Below are 17,118 nucleotides of genomic sequence, written 5' to 3' on the forward strand. Positions count from 1 at the left end.
TACCCACAATTTATGAGTACCCACAATCTATGAGTACCCACTATTATGAGTGCTTGCCTGGGTACGTACTATTAAGCATAAGCCGGTTCTGCATTTGCTGCCCGCCAAAATTCCCCGATTCGGACGGAAACCGGTACAAATCACTACCCGGGGCATTCCCAGGGGCGCCTTGAATTCGCTGACATTCAGCGTTCAGATGCAACGGCCGCCGATAGTGGTTGGATCGACGTCATCGAGGAAATATCCCGGTACCGGACGTCATGGACGAATAGCAGGATGACCGTCAGGGGTACTGATTTATGGCCCCTTAATGGCACCACCCAAAAATCAGACCTTCCCGACCGAGCACAGGACTCAGCGTTCCTGGGGAATCTCCCAATCCTCACAAGCCCTTAATGCCAGATAGTCCTGGCGCATCCGGACGTCACCTTCATGCATCGCATAGTCATGCAGCCGGCCCAGCTTAAGCATTCGTTGAATGCGTTGCAGCCTCGCCAATTGGCGTTGCTGCTCAATCAGCTCGAACACCAGATGATCATAGCGCTGCTGGGCTTCTGCCAGCTCGTTAAATTCCGGCCACTGCCGCAACCAGGTTTCGATGGCGCCGAGTTCGGAACTGACAACGCGATGATAGGCTTCGGTGTAGGGAGCCGATAACTCTGGCCACCGCATAAACAGCTGCTCCCTGAGCTGATGCTGGAGGCCGTGGATTTCGCCGCGAGTGTGGCTGACCGCCTGTTCGCCCCTGGTGACACTCGCAGACTGTTGCAGCAGCCGCTTGCTGGTTTCCTTCAGGAACGCGTGTTCGCCGACACGGTTTTCGAAATCATAGGCAAGGCGCTCAGCCACCTCGATAAACTCATTGTCAGCCGATGCCGATCGATACGAAGCCCAACGTTGGGACCACGGCTCAACGGCCAACAGATATTCTTCGCTGGTTGATCTTGGGATATCGGTGCTGATGACATGCCCCAGGGTATAAAGGTGGGCCTCACGCAGGGACACCCGGCCACTGGCATCCATATCAGCGTCACCGTCAAGTGGTTGCCCCCTGCGATCCGAGCCGGAAATGGCACCGTAAAAAAACGAGGCATAGTCCCGAAAGTCTTCGGAATTCACGCTGGCGGTACAGCCTTCGGACAACTGATCGTCGCTCACCGAGGTAAAGCCACAGATTTCTGGGCCTTTGATCACGCCCTCCTGCGGATTCATATTTCGGAATGGCAGACGGGTAAAAGCGCCGGAGAAACATTGGGGCAACACAAAGCGAATCGTCGCGCCTTGGTCAGCCTCAAGGAGGCTACGCTGCATGTCATCCACCGACATCGCCGTGTTGTCCCAAAGAAACAGGAAGTTGTCCTGTGGGCGCTGCCCCTTTCCGCCGTGACCACTGTAGGTCAGTAGCAGGCTATCGCCTTCCCCCAAGGCGCCGATATGACGATTGAGCTGGCTGGCGAGGCCATCACGCGTGAGGGGTGTGGGGGGCTCGGAGCGAACCTCACTGGCCCGAAACCGACGGCTGTTTACCTCGGCACTATCAAACACCAGGGCCAAGGCCGCGTGGGGCTCGGTGACGTCAACGGGAGCCAGGTAGTGGATTTCCTTTGCGTTGCGCCCTCCGCTACCGAAGACCGTGGTAGCGCCATCAAATCCTGCCCGCTCAAATAGTGTGTCGAACCACAGGACATTGGACTCAATGGAAAACTCCGTGCGCTCTGGGCTTGGGCCGCCACCAAACAGCAACGAATAGTCTTTGGCGACTGCGGGAGTAGTCAAGGCAAAATTGACCAGCAACGTCGTAGTGATTACCGATTTCAAAGCCGAGCCCCCCGTGTGACGGCCAGTGCAGCGACAAGCGCCAGCGTCCATAGCAGACCGAGCTGCCAGTTCCATTCCGCCAGATAGGCAAAGCCTGTGATCACTACACCCAGGGCCAAACGTCCGGCATAGCGATTATAGCGATAGAGTAACATCGAGCAGAGCAAGCCGATTAGGATAGCGCTTCCCGCTATTCCGGCGTGTTCTGCCAATTGCAGTACAAGCTGGCGCTTCGATTCAAATTGCCATTGATACCCGAGCTCCCGACTCCCCAGTAGCCAGTCACCGATGAACAGGCCAGCCAGATAAATGGCAGCGGCCACAGCAACAGCGGCCAGGAATCTGGAAATTTGTGGGTACATCACCCTCACTTTGTACTCCTATTGATAATGCGTAACTTGAAAGGCCGCAAAAAATCCTTCAACCGGAGGAGGCCGTAACCTAGCCAGCCCCTCAGGGTGTTATTGAACAGCGAAAGCAGGTACACGTCTGTGGAGCTGGGGTGCCAGCGATCCGCCCAGCCGGGGCCAGTTAGCAAGTTGAGTTCGTCGACCTGGACATCACGGGCCGCAGCCTGAAGCGTGTCATTCAGCAGCAGGTTACCCGGCGCATAGTCCCCGTACTCGGGCAAATAGGACAATTTGAGCAATGCCTGCCGCTGCCCCGTCAGGATGGCAAACTGACCCGATATCCGTTTCTGATTTACACTGGCAAAGCTCAAGCAAAGCTGACCGGTTTCAGCGAACGACTGGGCAACGTCCCGGTAAAACCCCGTCACGTCCGAATCGGAAAGAATACTCGAGCATTTACCCCGAGACCCCTTCCAGCCACTGTGCTCTATGTGAAGAAAATCTTCGATGCTCTGGGCGTCCGATCGTCGATGCTCGAACAGAAGGTCACCGGTGTCTTGAATCAGCTTGCGTTGAAATCGGTTGACGTTCTTCAGGTGTTTTTTCGACAGGGTCTTGAGATCCCCCACAGACTGGGTCTGGAAGAAACTGTTCTTGGACATCCGGTCGGCATGCATAGAACGTCGATGCAGCTGGGCCAACTGAAAGGCGGAGGAGCCTTTCGGCACCCGCTCAAACACCACATGCTGCCAGCGACCAACCTGGTCCGTCACGCCACGAAACAGGGTGTACAACACGGCCTCGTTGCAATGCCCCGGGTGCAACAGAATATCGGTAAGATCGGTCTGCCTGCTGACCGGGAGCTGCAGCGAGCGCCCGGCTTTCTTGGGGCGCAGCGGCACAACGGCGACCAGTTCCGCCCGGTGGCGGATGCAGTAGTAGGCAATATCCGAGAACAACCGCCGACTCAAACATTCGTGCCAACGCCAGTCGTGGTAAAACGCCGGCTCCGCCAAACGGGCAAAGAGCTGGTCCCAATCGGCTCTCAATGCGGTCAGTTCTTGCCGGGACTGAATAACTTGAACGCTGTAATCCGTGGATGTCATTGGTGTTCGTACAATTCCCTTGTATGGACACGGAACGCAATCAATTGCTGTGTATGTCGGCGCGAGGCTAGTTGCGGAGGAATCGCTGTCCGAATAATTAACTGGAGTTTAGATTCGGCCAACCGGACTTACAACAGGCACCTCACGGCTTTGACAATTTTTTCCGCATCCGAAACCGGGCCAGCGCGACGCCCGCGACCTCAACCACTTCCTTTTCAATCGTTTTAAATCCCATCGTTTCAAAAAAGGGCTGCGCCACCTTGCTTGCCTCAGTATCAACAACGCCCACTCCGGTCCGTCGAAGACGTTCTTCAGCCTGTCGGTAAAGGTGAGAAGCAACGCCACAGCGGGCAAATTCGGAGAGGGTGAACAACAGGTCGACATGCCCCTGTGACGAGAATGCAATAAAGCCGGCAATGACACTTTCAACTTCAGCCACCAGTGTCATCCCGTTGGCAAGACGAGACCGCCAACCCTGACTGTCCCCAACGGCCGACAGCCAGGCCTCTATCTGCCGCTCATCGTAGTCGGCCGAGGCCAGTCCCGATACCGACGCCACGAACAGAGTCATCAAAGCTCCTGAGTCGGACGGCCGATAGGGACGGATCGCGATCGGTGGTTGCCGGAGCCTCTTCACCTATCGGATTCCCAGGTGTCCCGCATGAAACCTAAGGTGGTCTTCAATGAAGCTGGCGATAAAGTAATAGCTATGGTCATAGCCCTCATGCCGTCGCAGCGTTAACGGATAGCCGTTGGCAACGGCAGCCGACTCGAGTGCCTGGGGCTGCAGTTCCCGCTCCAGAAACTCATCGGCCAGCCCCTGATCCACCAGCGCCGGGGCCGGCTGTTCAACACCACGAAGCAGCATGCTGGCATCATAGTTTTCCCACGTCCCTCGGTCCTTACCCAGGTAAGCTTCAAAGGCCTTTTGTCCCCAGGGACTGTTCATCGGGTGACTGATCGGACTGAACGCAGACACCGAGGCGTAACGGCCAGGGTTGCGCAGGGCGATGACCAGGGCACCGTGCCCGCCCATGGAGTGACCACTGATGGCGCGGTGGTGGCTGACGGGGAAATGACCTTCGATCAGCGCAGGCAGCTCCTCCACCACGTAATCGTACATGCGATAATGCTCGCGCCAGGGAGCCTCGGTGGCATTGACATAGAAACCCGCGCCCAATCCCAGGTCGTAAGCTTGCTCTGGATCATCCGGAACTGCCTCGCCACGCGGGCTGGTGTCCGGTGCCACGATCGCCATGCCCAACTCCGAAGCCAGACGCTGGGCACCCGCTTTCTGCATGAAGTTCTCGTCGGTACAGGTAAGACCTGACAGCCAGTACAGCACGGGAACCTTCTCCCCCAACATGGCGTCGGGTGGCAAATAGAGAGCAAACCGCATTGAGCAGTTCAACACCGACGAGTGGTGTCGGTATTGTTTGTGCCACCCGCCAAAGCTCTTGTTTTCGCTGATGCACTCAACGTGCGTTGTGATGTCGTCCTTCATTACCAGGCCTCCGGGGCCGAGGGCGGTCATAACCGCCCCAACACCCTGTGTCAAATCAACGGTCGAAATGGATGACGCTGCGAATGCTCTTGCCTTCGTGCATCAAGTCGAAGGCCCGATTAATGTCCTCCAGCCCCATGGTGTGGGTAATGAAATCGTCCAAGCGGAACTCACCGGCCAGGTAGCGCTCGACATACTCGGGCAGTTCGGAGCGTCCCTTGACCCCGCCAAACGCGGTGCCTCGCCAGACTCGGCCTGTCACCAATTGGAACGGCCGCGTGGAGATCTCCTGCCCCGCGCCGGCCACTCCGATAATGACCGACTCACCCCAACCTTTATGGCAGCACTCCAGTGCCGAACGCATCACGTTGACGTTGCCGATACACTCGAACGAGTAATCCACACCGCCATCCGTTAACTCCACAATCACGTCCTGGATGGGCTTGTCGTAATCCTTGGGATTGATGCAATCGGTTGCCCCGAGTTTCCGTGCCAGCTCAAACTTGTCCTCATTGAGATCAATCCCGATGATACGGCTAGCCTTGGCCATGGTGGCACCTATCACTGCCGACAAGCCGATGCCACCGAGACCGAAGATGGCCACCGTGGCGCCTTCTTCCACCTTAGCGGTGTTCATCACCGCCCCCATGCCAGTGGTCACGCCACAACCGAGCAGACACACCTCTTCGAGCGACGCCTGTGGGTTCACCTTGGCCAACGAGATTTCCGGCAACACGGTGTATTCGGAAAAGGTCGAGCACCCCATGTAGTGATAGATCGGCTGACCGTCCTTGTAGAAACGCGTGGTTCCATCCGGCATCAAGCCCTTGCCCTGGGTAGCACGGATCTTCTGACACAGATTGGTCTTGCCGGACAGGCAAAACTTGCATTCGCCACACTCCGGGGTGTAGAGCGGAATGACATGGTCACCAGGCTTGACGCTGGTTACGCCCTCGCCCACCTGCTCGACGATTCCACCACCTTCGTGGCCGAGGATAGCGGGAAAGATGCCCTCGGGATCCTCACCGGAAAGGGTAAAGGCGTCGGTGTGGCAGACGCCACTGGCGACGATGCGCACCAGCACTTCACCTGCCCGGGGAAGCATGACGTCCACTTCTTCGATGGTCATGGGCTGGTTCGGCCCCCAGGCCACAGCGGCTTTTGATTTGATGAACTGGTCAGTCATGACGATTTCCTCGCTCGGCTTATCTAAGGATGGGGCGATCTTTGAAGTGTAATCGAGCCAGCGGGTTTCGCCGGTCCGTCACCGTTGATAGCCATTATATTTATTCCACGATTGTTGATAACATGAGCTTTTGACAAATCACTTTTACAGCATGGCAATAATAAATCCATGGGAAGGCGTCTCCGAATTCGTCGCGGTGGCAGAAACCGAGAGTTTCACGCAGGCCGGGAAACGGCTTGGGGCGTCAACGGCCCACGTCAGCCGCCAGGTTCGTAACCTGGAAGAACGGTTGGCCTGCAAACTGTTCCACCGCACAACCCGCAAGGTCTCGCTCACCGAAGTCGGCAATCTCTACTATCAACGTTGCCGTTCGGCGCTGGACGGACTCGAAGAAGCCGAGCGAGCGGTCACCAATCTCCATAACACGCCCCGGGGGAGCATCAAGCTGACCGCGCCGGTGACCTACGGCGAAGAAGTGATCGCACCACTGGTCAACACTTTCGTTGCCCGCTACCCGGAGCTATCGCTCCACATGGAGCTGACCAACCGGACCGTGGACCTGGTGGACGGCGGATTCGACCTCGCCATACGGCTGGGCCGGCTACAGGACTCGTCGCTGGTTGCCCGAAAGCTGGCCACCCGCACTCTGCATGTGTGTGGTTCGCCGGAATACATTCGTACCCATGGACGCCCACACAGCCTGTCCGAACTGGACCGTCATAATTGCCTGGTGGGATCGAACGATTTCTGGCGGTTTCGCGATCAAGGCAGGGAACGCATCATCCGCGTCCACGGCCGACTTCACTGCAATTCCGGTAAGGCGCTGACCGACGCCGCGCTCAAGGGGATCGGACTGGTCCAACTGCCCGACTATTACGTGGAGGCCCATCTCCAGGCCGGACGCTTGATATCGATGCTGGAACCCTATCAGGAGCCGGAGGAAGGCATTTGGGCCGTGTACCCGCACGCCCGCCACCAATCCACCAAGGTTCGCATGCTGGTGGATTATCTGATGGCCAACGTCACCGAGCCAGCGTCTCAGTCATCGGGCAGCGCCAATACCTGAGCCACCTGCTGTCGAAGCGCCGGCACGACTTCCGCCTCAAACCAGGGGTTACGTCTTAACCACAGATTGTTCCGGGGACTGGGATGCGGCAGCGGTACCACCTCCGGCCAATAGTCGGCCCAGTGGCGAACCGTCTCGGTGACCGAACGCTTGGGCCCAGGAATGTGGTAGGCGTGGGCGTACTGACCAATCACCAGGGTCAGGCGAATTTTGGTCAACCGGCTCAACAGCAACTCCCGCCAGGCCGGCGCGCACTCCGGTCGGGGCGGCAGATCGCCAGAGCGCCCCGTACCCGGATAGCAGAACCCCATTGGCAGTATCGCAAGGCTGCGGGCATCGTAGAAGGTGTCGCGGCTGATCCCCAGCCAGTCCCGAAGGCGATCGCCACTGGGATCGTTAAACGGCAGTCCGGTCTCGTGGACGCGCCGGCCTGGCGCCTGGCCAACAACAAGAATACGGGAAGATTCGCTGGCCTGAATTACCGGCCTGGGTTCGTTCGGCAAATCGGCGGCGCAGATGGTGCACCGCCGTACCCGCGCCAGCAGCTCGTCAAACGACTCCGGCGGTATCACCCTTGCCCTCTTCAACGCCCTCTCCCTCCTCGCCCCCCTCAATCACCCCAACCTGCAGCCGTTCGAGATGATCAACCAGGCGAAAGCATAATTCGATGTATTGCATGGCCGCCGCCTTGCCCACCACAAACCCACGGGCGTGGGCCACCTTGTTTCTCAGCTGACGCAGTTCACTGAACAGCTTAGCTTTTTTGGTATCGATCAGCCCCTGCGCCACCAACACCGACTCGATATCCTTGTAGCGGGTCTCGGAGTTCAGGTCCACCTTCAGCCTTCGCTGCCTGACCACCACCTCGGCCGCTTCGTCCACCGCCTGCCAGGCCTCGAGCAGCGAGGCATTGGGCAAGTGATCGGCGCTCGAGAGCAAGAGGCATTTGCGGTCTGCGATCAGCTCGGGGAATGCCGCCTTTGCCTTGAGTGAGGCCGCTCGGAGTTCCTGCTGGAACTCGACTTCCAGTCCCTGGAACTTAAAGCGCTTGGCCAGTGGAATCAGCTGCGCCATGGGCCGGCGCATCAGCAGCAATACCGCCAGAATGGCCAAAGGCCATATTAGCCGGTCCATCGCCTCGAGAGTGAATTGCATCCAGCTCACAGTTGCTTTCCTTCATTAACTTTGCCGCTCAACCATAGCAATTGATTGCAGGAATAACGAGAGGCATCGATGATTGACGCGCTGCAACGGCCAGGAATAGGCTACCTTTAGGGAGCCTCCGATCAACTCCGCTGGCACTCAGAGTCATTCACAATCCAGGCGCGACTTTGCAGTAATCGCTGAATCTGGCAAAAAGGTGCAGCGCGCGCAGAGGCGATTCGGAGCTAATCCGCGGTTCCTTGGTAGCAACGTAATAGAGATGGCTCAAACTATGATTGATTTAGACGCGTGGCGGCAGGCGGGTACGACCTTTACTTTCGAAGGCATGCCGATATTCACCCGTACCGGCGGAAACCCGAACGGGCCGGCGCTTGTGCTGATCCATGGATTCCCAACCTCATCCTGGGACTGGAGCAAAATCTGGCCCGAGCTGGAATCCAGGTTCGCGCTGTATGCCGTCGACATGATCGGCTTTGGTGACTCGGCCAAGCCCAGGAACTTCAGCTACCTCATTCATGACCAGGCCACTCTCATCGAAACCTGGTTGCGGGATCAGCAGGTTAGCGAATACCACATCCTGGCCCATGACTATGGCGACACGGTGGCCCAGGAACTCATTGCCCGGGACCTAGAGCGGAGGGAGGGCAACGCCCCTAACGACACTCCGTTGAAGGTTCTGAGCGCCTGTCTACTCAATGGTGGGCTTTTCCCCGAGACCCATCAGCCATTACTGCTGCAAAAACTGCTGCTATCGCCCGTTGGCTTCCTGGTTGCCCGGCTCTCCAGCAAACGCAAGCTTGCCGGCAGCCTGGCCAGCATCTTTGGTCCCGGTACCCCGCCCAGCGCAGAGGAAGTCGACGTGTTCTGGGAACTGATCACTCGCAATGATGGTGTTGGCATCATGCACAAGCTGATTCATTACATGCCCCAGCGACGACAATTCCGTGAGCGCTGGGTGGGCGCGTTACTGGATACCAAGGTTCCGGTGAAACTGATTAATGGCCCCGTTGACCCAATATCCGGTGAGCATATGGCGGAAAGGTACCGCCAGTTGATCGCCGATCCCGACGTCACCGTATTACCGGGCATCGGTCACTACCCCCAAGTGGAAGCCCCGGAGCTGGTCGCCCGGCACTTTGTGGCGTTTCATAATGGCCTGAGCATCGAATAAGCCGATGCCGGCATCACCGGTCACTGGAGCCGGAATCCCTGACGATACTCAAAGAGGGTGCCGGTTTGTTCTTTTCTTGCTGATAGCGCCGGTCCTGGGCTAACTTCAAGGTCAGCATGTCCAGTCGGCTGGTGTTGATGGCATCCCGAATCACCTCAACGACGATGTCCGCCACGGCGACATCACAACCGGTATCGAGAAAATGCTTGTGGTATATCAAAGTGATTCGCGCCCAGGCTTCAGGACTGAATCGGGCGATGACGTCGTCATGAAAGGTTTGCCGGGCGCTGGCGAGACACTCATCCACCAAAACGGCCGAGCCCTCCAACTCTGGCGCCAACATCATCAGGCTGGCACAGACCTGGTCGCGCAGTTGTTCCAGCGACATAATCAGCCTCCAACTTGCGGTCTTGTTTTAAGACTAGCCCACCAGGGCGCCCCTGTCTTTATGAACCGCCGCTACCGGGTGTTCGACGAACTGCCGATCCGGTCACAGGCACCCAGGCTGTACTTCAGGGACAATGGTTCCGGCGCTCAATGACTGAATTCATCGACGCCATCCATAGGCACCATCCGTAGCCACCATCCATGGACTCCATCGCTAAGCATTAGCGGTCACTACGATCTAGCACTACGATCTATCACTACCATTGATCATTACCATTTTTGTTTACCAGATATGGTTACTGTTTTTGGTTACGGTTTTTGTTTACTACAAGGAGGTCACAATGAAACTTCGTATTCCCGCAACGATTACTCTGTCGCTGATGGCGGCATCACCCAGTCCTCTGCTCGCGCAAGATGGCCAAGCGTCAGCGCTTCGGGAGCCGACACGGGGTTTTCTGCTTGAGCACGGTTTCCTGTCCGGCTCAGGCAATGCCTCGGTCGATCTGTTTACCGGCAGCGGCGACCTCACGACCGGCGGCGGTATTCGGCTGGGTGTGCCGGGGGCAGAAATCATCTTCAATGCCGATTTGAGCGACAGCGCCACAAACGAAGCCCTGGTCAAATATGGCCTTCCTGAATTCAGGGTTGGTCAAAACAGGGCTGTCAGCTGGGCCGCGCTAGCGGGGATTGCCCACATCGATTCTGAGGACGAGGACGGGAACACTCGACAGGATTTCACCAATTTCCTCTTTGGTGCCACCGCAAGCCTGAGGGTGGATTCCATTCGCTTCACGGCGCAGCCTCAGCTCATCGTTGCCGACGATAATCGCGACGACACCTTCTTCGAGCTTGGGTTAGGGGCAGACTTCGTCCTGGCCGATACTGAGGTGGGCCGTTTCCGCCCCTTGGTGGAAGCGGTCATAACCACCGAGGACGATGCCGACAACACGGTCGTTGCTGGCGTTCGCTGGATCTATCACCAACGGCTTACATTAGATGTGGTGCCACTGTTCTATGCCGATGGCGAGTTCAACAGCTTGCCCGGAGCCATTCGCGTGAACGCGGCCTTCTGAACCGAGGCTTGGCTCCGTCGCCCGTACCGGCCCGTCTCGGGCGATGGAGCCAAGCTGACGGCGGTCACCGGGTAGAACCCTGTAACGCCTCGGAAGCCTGGCGGAAGCGCTGAATCCGCAACTCACTGGCGGGGTGGGTGGAAAGGTAGTTCAGCCAATCCGGTACTGGTTGGGGATCTTGCGCCTCCTCCTCCTCCTCCGAAGGGCTCGACTCTGAGCCGCCCTGCCCGACCAGCTTTTCCATCATCGACGCGAAGTGCTCGGGATCGATACCCTGGGACGACATCCTCTCAAGGGCATAGCTGTCGGCTTCCCACTCATGGTCGCGGGAGAATTTTGCCTGCAGCAACAGCGGCGGCAACGCCACCACCCATTCCTGAACAAACTCCGCATCACCGGTGAGCAACATAAACAGAAGCGCCACGCCACTGCTCTCCAGTAGCGCGCGCAACGAGTGACGTCGCTCGACATGACCAATTTCATGCAACATCACCGCCAGCACTTCCTCCGGGGTATCCGCCAGCTTCACCAGTTGATCGGTCACCACGATGGTGCCGTCCGGTAACGCGAAGGCATTGGCACCAATCAAATCGCCATGGCGAAACAGCAGCGTGTAGGAAAAATCGGTGTGAGCAGGCAGGTACGAGTCCAACAGTTGGCGGTATTCCTCCTGCACCGGTTTGGACAGTACTGTCGGGGAAAAGTAATAGGCGTCCAGTCGCTCAAGGACCGACGCCCCGAGCGCATCTGACCACTCGGCGGAGAGCCTATACGCCAGCTGCTCACTTGCCCAGGGTATGCCTCGGGTCACCGCGAGGTAGACCATCACCACGCAGAGCAATAGCAAGGGCAGGATCACCCGAAGCTTGCGCTCCATCAGATGCAGGCTGATACCGCCACGCCTGCGACCATGGGTGCTGACCAACACATCCAGACCTGGATTGTCGCTGGTCTCGAATCGGCCGCCATCCGGAAGAATGAGCGTCCGGGCGCTGTTGCCAACCCTCGCTGGAACCTGGATATCCTGAAAGGCGATGGCATCATGCTGGATGCCGTCGATCTGGACCTGGCCAGCTGTTGTAACGTAAAGACGGCAGGCATTGCGACGAGAGCTTTTCCCATCGTAATACACGCCGTTGATAGACTGACTCATGACCGCAGCTCACCCACCCCTAAAATGCGACATCCACGTCAAAGATATCAGCCACTTCCTCGGCCAACGCCGATTGCTTCTCTTCCTGCGCGGCAACGAATTGATCCAGGGAGGCGTTCGCCTCAAGCGCCATACTCTCCAGGATCACCCGGGCGGTACGAACCTTTGCCCACGCGGTCATCAAACCGAACGTGATGGAGACCATGATGGAGTTGGTAATCAACACCCAGGCCAGTTTGAGGAACGGTACGTTGCTGTGTAGTCGGAAATGGCCGTGGTCAATGTCACACTTGCCAAACAGTAAGTTGTATCGCCGGCTCTTGAGGTACGCCTTGCTGAGCGGAATATACAACAGGCTCAGCACGATGAGCGCGGTCCATACGAGCGCGCCAAGGGTTACCGGGGCGCCAATGGCTCCAGCCCATAACGACGCCAGCAGCGCCGTGGCGAGGATCCATTTCCAATAGATCCGGTAGTAATCCGAGGCCTGCCCGGAGTAATTCACCAGCGCAACGCCAAATCGTACGTTCCTCGCCAGGAAGCGCTGGTTGATGAAATCGAAGTACGGCAGTATCAACAGAAACAGGGCCAGCATAATGCCGGCGGGTATGAACAGATAGCCATTCAAGTCCAGCTCATCCAGTTCAGTCATACCCTTCTTACCCGCAAGCTTGCCGGGCTTGTGTTTGACCGGCCCTTGGTCGGAGCTGCTGTCAGCGACCTCTCCAGCTTGTGGTGCTGTCATTGCCTCGGTCTCGGCGGCTTGGGCGACCGGAGTGCCTGCCATCAGGCTTTTCGCTTCCTGTTCGTAGAACGGCAGCGCGATGCTGCCAGCCAACAGCAGCAACATGACCAGCGGTGGTAGGTAGACTCGGTAGGCCCCGCGGTAGTCCTTGTTGAATCTGAAGCTGATCCCCCGCCAGGTGGAATGGCGCAATTGGAATGACATCACCAGCACCGTCAGCACCGGCGCCAGGGCCAGATAAATTGCGATAAAGCCCACATAGACATACAGCGCCCAGTCAGCGGGATAGTTTTCAGCAATGACAAATACGACCAGCAGGCCGAAGGCGATCAGTCGGCTTTTCAGAATCTGCCAGGGTGTGGCGGTAAATTGAAAGGCGCCACCGGCCACTTCTGTGTTGCCATAGAAGTACTGCAGGGTGCGCACCTTCGCCCAGGCCGAGTATATCCCCAGCGTCATCCAGGTCAGCATGTTGTTCACGAACCAGATGCCGAAGAACTCTCCAGCCTGGCCGGAGAAAGACACCGGTTCATGGCGCGGATATCGGCCTTCGGTTGAATCGGTTGGTACTGAGGGTGACGGGGCAGCGTGACTGGGAACGGTCATGGTGGATTCGTCCAACTGAGTAGCGAGGTTCTTTCTTGAGGGGGAGGAGGGCCTGGTCCAGTCCGCCTAGGGCGATGCGGGGAGCCAGGCCATGGGACTGTCTATGAATGGATCAGGTCCATTCCGTCAACTTGTTGCCCTGCTTGTCAGAAAAGGCGCCGCACATAATCATGATCCAGTCGATCAGTGCCCAGATTCCCAAACCACCCAACGTGACGATCTGCAGCAGGCCGGTGCCAATCTTGCCGACGTAGAAGCGGTGAACGCCAAAACAGCCGAGGAAGAAACACATAAGAAAGGCAGGCAGGATTTTCTTATCGGAAGAGCTCAATTCGGTCATCGTAATCTCCGTATTATTTAACGATGGTGAAGGTGTTCCATAGCCGCCGTGAACGTGATGTCCAGATGGCAGGCGGTTGCAGGACATGTGCAAGATTAGGCTTGGTTGCCCCCTGGAACAAGCCTGATTGAGGCTCGTTTTTTGACCTTTTGGGCGGATCTCCTGCAAACGGTCACGAACGTGCAGATATGATTCTTAAATTCGAATGCCCCCACTGGCCTTGCAGTTATTGGGCTCACGGTTCATTTGGGTCAGCCGTACGCGAACGAATCCGCCTTCGTTCAGCTGCATTCAACTGCAATATTGAATTTGGTAACGATCTGTAACCCATTGCTACACCAGGCCGATGGCACCGCCGCCTTCACGCCTCTCGATACCGCTCCTGAATGGCTGACAGATATTCGTCCATCTCGGCTTCGTCTGCAAACACCGTCAAGTCCGGCATGACCTTCACAATCTCAAACACTTTGCGAATGCTCGGAGACATGCCGGAGACGCTCAGTTTGCCGCCTTGACGCTTCAGCGTCTTGAGGTTCTTGAAGATGATCCGCAGTCCTGCGGAACTGATGAATGCCAGATTACTCATGTCGATAGCCAGGGTTCGGGTGTCCTCACTCACCCGGTGGGCCAGTTCCCGCTCCAGGTCCGGTGAGGTCTGGCTATCCAGGGATCCTGCCAGGAGAACCTTAACCGCCTGCTTATCGGCTATGGTGACTTCGATTTCGAGCGCCATTCACTTTTCCCTTGTGAGGTGTATTTTTACGTCAAGACAGTTCTGGCCATCGCGGTAGCGATACACCTGCGTGTCCGACAATTCTTTGATCAACAACAGTCCCAAACCGCCCACTGGGCGGTCGGCGATTCCTTTTTCATCCACGCTGACATCGTGGCAGGTTGGGTCGAACGCCCCCCCGTTATCGCGAAACCTCAGCAGTAGATCGTCATTGTCCCGAACCACTTCCAGCGACCATATCTGGGACTTTTTCGATACGCGCCCATGGGTGCTCAAATTGGCGACATACTCATCAACAATGACCTTGCAGTCATGCGCGTGCGAGGGCCCGACGCCGAGTAAATGAAGACGGCCGGTCATCCAAGCCAATACGCCGTCCAGACTCTGCTGAACATCCAACTCAATGCGACTACTCATTATTGCTGGCCTTCCGTTAGCTTCTATTCACAACCATGATAGTCAGATCATCAGATTGCGGCGACTCTCCCGCGTAGGCCCGCACCATGGTGTCGATACTTTCGACCAGATTTTTCTGATGCCCGAATGTCAGGTTGGCCAACTCCGCGAGCCGGTCCTCGCCAAATACCTCCCCAGACTGGTTCAACGCCTCGGTAACGCCGTCGCTGTAGAGCACCAGACTGGCCTGAGCGGGCAAAGACATACGGTGGGACGGAAATTCGGCATCTTCATAGAGACCGACCGGTGGGCCGTTCTCGTCCGTCAGGAAAACCGGGGACATACCTTGCCGAACCAGCAACGGGGCACAGTGGCCGGCGCTGCAATATTCGATTTGGCCATTTCGGGTATCCAACACTACCCCCACAAGGGTGGCAAACATGCAGCTGTCGTTTTCAATCGCCAACTCATTGTTCAGCCGGCCCATGAGCGATGACAGATCCACCTTGTCTTTGGTCAGGAAGTTAAGAATGGTCACCACCTTGGACATGAACAGTGCCGCCGGCACGCCTTTGTCAGAGACATCCCCGACCGCAACAAAAACACGTCCGTCCGGCAAGGTGATGTCACTGAAAAAATCGCCACCAACGGCTCTGGCTGGCCTCAGCCGCGCGCGAATGCACCAACCCTGAATGCTGCGCCCGTAGCGGCCCCCTCCGGGTATCATCGCCGCCTGAATATCCTTGGCAACGTCTAGTTCACCTTCCAGCTTCTCTTTCTCAGTCCGGTCCGATGCCGCCTTCTTGGACAGTGCCTCCATCAGCCAGATCTTGCCAAGGGCATTCGCCAGCATGTCCGAGATGATTTCCAGATAGCTTTCAATGTCCGAAGGCAACCGGTCTATACCCGCAGAGACCACCAACAAACCATCCAGGCTGCTGCCGTTCGCTGATATCGCCATCAGGAACAGCGGCCAGTCCAGATTGTCGAGGCAAAGTTTTTGATAGTGCTCGCTTTGTCCGGGATACAGGTATCGGCTGCCGGCCTCGTCCATCAACGCGTCAACCCCGGCCAATGGGATCGCCTCGGTAAACGCCGGGATTTCTTCCGTCTCACACAACAGTTGCAGGGCCGCTTTGTTTGGGCCCTGGGAGGACCACAGCGCCATACTGGATATGTCGAGATACCGGCAGGCCTGAGCCAAGATGGCTTTCAGTTCATCCGCGTAATGCTCGGTCGATAGGCCATGGATTTGAGCTCCGATCTCCCGGATAAATTTCTCGCTGCTCAGGATTCGCGCCAATCGGGCCTGCTGATAGTCCCGTTCAACCGCCAGACTGCACAGGTGTAATATCGTCCCCAAATCTTCCGCTTGCTGCTCCGAGGGTTCGAAGGCGCTGCCGAAACACAGACTGAGCACCCCACACACACCACCCGAGGAATCCACGAACGGCACGGCCCAGACCGCGGCCACCCCTAGCTGGTTCAAGCCTGCCCGCTGCAGCTGCCAAGAGGCATCCGCCAATGGATCGTTACAAAGGACCTGTTTGTTGGTGTAGGCCGCTGTCCCAGCGCTGGTGGCACCATACTGGCACGGGGTGTCACCAATGTATTGCCGGTAAGCGCTGGCAAAGCCAGCCTGACCGACACAAGACAACAACCGTTGTTGCCGGTTTAACACCAGGACGCAACATCGGCTGCCAGAGACTTGCTGCTCGACCAAGGCGGTAATCAGGTCCAGGGAATCGGGTAGCGGGCGATCCACCACCAAAGCGTTCAACACCCGATTCTTGCCTGCCACCTCCTCCCTGGCTGCGATGAACGGCGCAATGTCCATCGCAGCCAGCAAAAGCGCAGACTGCTGCCGGAACCGGGTTCGACTGGCTGACAGATCCACAAGGGCCATTCGACCGTCCTCCATTGGCAATTGCCACTGTCCACGGGCGCTGTCTCCCCAGGACACCTGAGCCAGCCACTGGCAGAAACGGTTGCGGGATTTGACGCCCCCCGGCCACAAGCCTGTGTCACCAAACCATAATCGGTTGAGGGCATCGGTATCGGTGACGCCAAACAAACTGATTGCGGCCGCATTGGCGTACAGGGCACGGTCACCGCGGGCATCCAGGATCACCACCGCCCACAACACATTGCCGAGCACGCCCTCGATCTCCGAGGACTCAAGCTTCAGGTCCCGAGTCAGCCGCTCATTCCGCAACCCCAACGACACGGAATGCTGCTGATACTGGTGCACCCTAAGCTGCTGAAGCAACAGCAGCAGGCCTACCGCTCCCGCCAAGCCGGCGACTATGAATCCATCCAA

Annotated in this window: 18 protein-coding genes; 3 read left to right on the plus strand and 15 right to left on the minus strand. The window is 57.5% G+C overall.

What is annotated here, in order from left to right; translation table 11 throughout:
- Positions 1–354: 354 nt before the first annotated feature.
- The 6 genes from N6L25_RS05840 to N6L25_RS05865 all read right to left on the minus strand — a co-directional run bounded on the left by N6L25_RS05840 (position 355) and on the right by N6L25_RS05865 (position 5,964).
- Positions 355–1,776 (minus strand): hypothetical protein, encoded by a 1,422-nt coding sequence (locus N6L25_RS05840; RefSeq protein ID WP_271978815.1) that lies wholly within the window; start codon positions 1,774–1,776, stop codon positions 355–357.
- A 38-nt stretch (positions 1,777–1,814) separates the two neighbouring features.
- Positions 1,815–2,180 carry a hypothetical protein gene (locus N6L25_RS05845; protein WP_271978816.1) on the minus strand — a complete coding sequence of 122 codons (366 nt, stop codon included), beginning with the start codon at positions 2,178–2,180 and terminating at the stop codon, positions 1,815–1,817.
- Positions 2,181–2,185: 5 nt separating this feature from the next.
- A complete protein-coding gene (locus N6L25_RS05850) occupies positions 2,186–3,274 on the minus strand; it encodes a GNAT family N-acetyltransferase (protein WP_271978817.1) in 1,089 nt (362 codons plus the stop codon).
- A 142-nt stretch (positions 3,275–3,416) separates the two neighbouring features.
- Positions 3,417–3,845, minus strand: coding sequence for a GNAT family N-acetyltransferase (locus N6L25_RS05855; protein WP_271978818.1), 429 nt, complete (start codon positions 3,843–3,845; stop codon positions 3,417–3,419).
- Between the two features lie 66 nt (positions 3,846–3,911).
- Positions 3,912–4,778, minus strand: coding sequence for an S-formylglutathione hydrolase (gene fghA / locus N6L25_RS05860; RefSeq protein WP_271978819.1), 867 nt, complete (start codon positions 4,776–4,778; stop codon positions 3,912–3,914).
- Between the two features lie 55 nt (positions 4,779–4,833).
- Entirely contained in the window at positions 4,834–5,964 is a 1,131-nt protein-coding gene (locus tag N6L25_RS05865; protein WP_271978820.1) for an S-(hydroxymethyl)glutathione dehydrogenase/class III alcohol dehydrogenase, read from the minus strand.
- A 151-nt stretch (positions 5,965–6,115) separates the two neighbouring features.
- Here N6L25_RS05865 and N6L25_RS05870 point away from each other — a divergent pair, with 151 nt between their 5' ends.
- The gene (locus N6L25_RS05870; RefSeq protein ID WP_271978821.1) at positions 6,116–7,030 is read left to right on the plus strand and encodes a LysR substrate-binding domain-containing protein; all 915 of its coding nucleotides are present in this window, start codon (positions 6,116–6,118) and stop codon (positions 7,028–7,030) included.
- Here the strand turns inward: N6L25_RS05870 and N6L25_RS05875 are convergent.
- Together N6L25_RS05875 and N6L25_RS05880 are read right to left on the minus strand one after the other, a co-directional pair.
- The gene (locus tag N6L25_RS05875; protein ID WP_271978822.1) at positions 7,003–7,617 is read right to left on the minus strand and encodes a uracil-DNA glycosylase family protein; all 615 of its coding nucleotides are present in this window, start codon (positions 7,615–7,617) and stop codon (positions 7,003–7,005) included. The two genes, N6L25_RS05870 and N6L25_RS05875, sit on opposite strands and share 28 nt — an antisense overlap.
- Positions 7,580–8,194, minus strand: coding sequence for a hypothetical protein (locus N6L25_RS05880; RefSeq protein ID WP_271978823.1), 615 nt, complete (start codon positions 8,192–8,194; stop codon positions 7,580–7,582). Before N6L25_RS05880 ends, N6L25_RS05875 begins: the two co-directional genes overlap by 38 nt.
- Positions 8,195–8,453: 259 nt before the next feature.
- Here N6L25_RS05880 and N6L25_RS05885 point away from each other — a divergent pair, with 259 nt between their 5' ends.
- On the plus strand, positions 8,454–9,365 hold the full coding sequence (locus tag N6L25_RS05885; protein ID WP_442915209.1) for an alpha/beta fold hydrolase: 912 nt from the start codon (positions 8,454–8,456) through the stop codon (positions 9,363–9,365).
- 13 nt (positions 9,366–9,378) lie between these two features.
- Here the strand turns inward: N6L25_RS05885 and N6L25_RS05890 are convergent, their stop codons facing one another.
- Positions 9,379–9,753, minus strand: a complete 375-nt coding sequence (locus tag N6L25_RS05890; RefSeq protein WP_271978825.1) for a hypothetical protein — start codon at positions 9,751–9,753, stop codon at positions 9,379–9,381.
- Positions 9,754–10,093: 340 nt separating this feature from the next.
- Between N6L25_RS05890 and N6L25_RS05895 the strand changes: the two genes are divergently transcribed.
- Positions 10,094–10,825 carry a hypothetical protein gene (locus N6L25_RS05895; protein ID WP_271978826.1) on the plus strand — a complete coding sequence of 244 codons (732 nt, stop codon included), beginning with the start codon at positions 10,094–10,096 and terminating at the stop codon, positions 10,823–10,825.
- A 64-nt stretch (positions 10,826–10,889) separates the two neighbouring features.
- Here the strand turns inward: N6L25_RS05895 and N6L25_RS05900 are convergent, their stop codons facing one another.
- The 6 genes from N6L25_RS05900 to N6L25_RS05925 form a co-directional block, all read right to left on the minus strand.
- Positions 10,890–11,978, minus strand: a complete 1,089-nt coding sequence (locus tag N6L25_RS05900; RefSeq protein ID WP_271978827.1) for a M48 family metallopeptidase — start codon at positions 11,976–11,978, stop codon at positions 10,890–10,892.
- A 19-nt stretch (positions 11,979–11,997) separates the two neighbouring features.
- Entirely contained in the window at positions 11,998–13,329 is a 1,332-nt protein-coding gene (locus N6L25_RS05905) for a YjgN family protein (protein WP_271978828.1), read from the minus strand.
- A 112-nt stretch (positions 13,330–13,441) separates the two neighbouring features.
- Positions 13,442–13,669 carry a TM2 domain-containing protein gene (locus tag N6L25_RS05910; protein ID WP_271978829.1) on the minus strand — a complete coding sequence of 76 codons (228 nt, stop codon included), beginning with the start codon at positions 13,667–13,669 and terminating at the stop codon, positions 13,442–13,444.
- Positions 13,670–14,030: 361 nt separating this feature from the next.
- Positions 14,031–14,402: an STAS domain-containing protein gene (locus tag N6L25_RS05915; protein WP_271978830.1), complete on the minus strand. Its 372-nt coding sequence runs from the start codon at positions 14,400–14,402 to the stop codon at positions 14,031–14,033.
- Positions 14,403–14,819, minus strand: a complete 417-nt coding sequence (locus N6L25_RS05920) for an ATP-binding protein (RefSeq protein WP_271978831.1) — start codon at positions 14,817–14,819, stop codon at positions 14,403–14,405. It lies immediately after the preceding gene.
- A gap of 16 nt (positions 14,820–14,835) precedes the next feature.
- Positions 14,836–17,118 carry a GAF domain-containing SpoIIE family protein phosphatase gene (locus N6L25_RS05925; protein ID WP_271978832.1) on the minus strand — a complete coding sequence of 761 codons (2,283 nt, stop codon included), beginning with the start codon at positions 17,116–17,118 and terminating at the stop codon, positions 14,836–14,838.

Source organism: Marinobacter sp. SS21 (genome assembly GCF_028369065.1).
Lineage (GTDB): Bacteria > Pseudomonadota > Gammaproteobacteria > Pseudomonadales > Oleiphilaceae > Marinobacter.

Excerpts from the sequence above, each read along its gene's own strand:
- N6L25_RS05845 (WP_271978816.1), bottom strand. The coding sequence starts at position 2,180 with ATGTACCCACAAATTTCCAGATTCCTGGCCGCTGTTGCTGTGGCCGCT.
- N6L25_RS05850 (WP_271978817.1), bottom strand. The coding sequence starts at position 3,274 with ATGACATCCACGGATTACAGCGTTCAAGTTATTCAGTCCCGGCAAGAA.
- N6L25_RS05855 (WP_271978818.1), bottom strand. The coding sequence starts at position 3,845 with ATGACTCTGTTCGTGGCGTCGGTATCGGGACTGGCCTCGGCCGACTAC.
- fghA (WP_271978819.1), bottom strand. The coding sequence starts at position 4,778 with ATGAAGGACGACATCACAACGCACGTTGAGTGCATCAGCGAAAACAAG.
- N6L25_RS05865 (WP_271978820.1), bottom strand. The coding sequence starts at position 5,964 with ATGACTGACCAGTTCATCAAATCAAAAGCCGCTGTGGCCTGGGGGCCG.
- N6L25_RS05870 (WP_271978821.1), top strand. The coding sequence starts at position 6,116 with ATGGCAATAATAAATCCATGGGAAGGCGTCTCCGAATTCGTCGCGGTG.
- N6L25_RS05885 (WP_442915209.1), top strand. The coding sequence starts at position 8,454 with ATGGCTCAAACTATGATTGATTTAGACGCGTGGCGGCAGGCGGGTACG.
- N6L25_RS05890 (WP_271978825.1), bottom strand. The coding sequence starts at position 9,753 with ATGTCGCTGGAACAACTGCGCGACCAGGTCTGTGCCAGCCTGATGATG.
- N6L25_RS05895 (WP_271978826.1), top strand. The coding sequence starts at position 10,094 with ATGAAACTTCGTATTCCCGCAACGATTACTCTGTCGCTGATGGCGGCA.
- N6L25_RS05900 (WP_271978827.1), bottom strand. The coding sequence starts at position 11,978 with ATGAGTCAGTCTATCAACGGCGTGTATTACGATGGGAAAAGCTCTCGT.
- N6L25_RS05905 (WP_271978828.1), bottom strand. The coding sequence starts at position 13,329 with ATGACCGTTCCCAGTCACGCTGCCCCGTCACCCTCAGTACCAACCGAT.
- N6L25_RS05910 (WP_271978829.1), bottom strand. The coding sequence starts at position 13,669 with ATGACCGAATTGAGCTCTTCCGATAAGAAAATCCTGCCTGCCTTTCTT.
- N6L25_RS05915 (WP_271978830.1), bottom strand. The coding sequence starts at position 14,402 with ATGGCGCTCGAAATCGAAGTCACCATAGCCGATAAGCAGGCGGTTAAG.
- N6L25_RS05920 (WP_271978831.1), bottom strand. The coding sequence starts at position 14,819 with ATGAGTAGTCGCATTGAGTTGGATGTTCAGCAGAGTCTGGACGGCGTA.